Here is a 757-nt window from a genome sequence, read left to right on the forward strand (position 1 = left end):
GGATGCCGGAGCGGCTCTCACGCAGCGATGCGGTGACCGTGGCATTGTCGTTGCCGATGCACGAAACAATGCCGGTGCCGGTGATGACGACGCGTTTCATAGCGCAGCTCCCGAGGCCGGTGCCTCTTCCTTCTTGAACAGGCCGACGCGCAGGTCGTTGGCCACGTAAATTTCCTTGCCATCGACCAGCAGGCGGGCGTCGCCGATGGCCATCACCAGTTTGCGCTTGATGACGCGCTTGATGTCGATTTCATAAGTGACCAGCTTGGCCTCNACGCGCAGGTCGTTGGCCACGTAAATTTCCTTGCCATCGACCAGCAGGCGGGCGTCGCCGATGGCCATCACCAGTTTGCGCTTGATGACGCGCTTGATGTCGATTTCATAAGTGACCAGCTTGGCCTCTGGGCCGACTTCGCCGGTGAACTTGACTTCGCCCGCGCCCAGGGCGCGGCCGCGGCCCGGCAGCTGCAGCCAGGTCAGGTAGAAGCCGATCAGCTGCCACATGGCGTCCAGCCCCAGGCAGCCGGGCATGACCGGGTCGCCCTGGAAGTGGCAGGCGAAGAACCACAGGTCGGGCTTGACGTCGAGCTCGGCGCGGATCTTGCCCAGGCCGTGGGCGCCGCCATCGGCGTCGATGTGCGTGATGCGGTCGAACATCAGCATGGGCGGCAGCGGCAGGCGCCCGCTGTCGGGTTGGAACAGCTTGCCCTCGCCCGATGCGATCAGTTGTTCGTAGGAAAAGGAATCTGCCATTTCA

At 63.5% G+C, this 757-nt stretch carries 1 pseudogene; it reads right to left on the reverse strand.

From position 1 onward, the window contains the following. Window positions 1-274: 274 nt before the first annotated feature. Window positions 275-753, reverse strand: a pseudogene (gene fabA, locus QZH66_RS17480) (3-hydroxyacyl-[acyl-carrier-protein] dehydratase FabA); the annotation flags it as partial. Between the last annotated feature and the right edge of the window lie 4 nt (window positions 754-757).

The sequence above is a fragment of the Stenotrophomonas sp. YIM B06876 genome (assembly GCF_030711595.1).
Lineage (GTDB): Bacteria > Pseudomonadota > Gammaproteobacteria > Xanthomonadales > Xanthomonadaceae > Stenotrophomonas.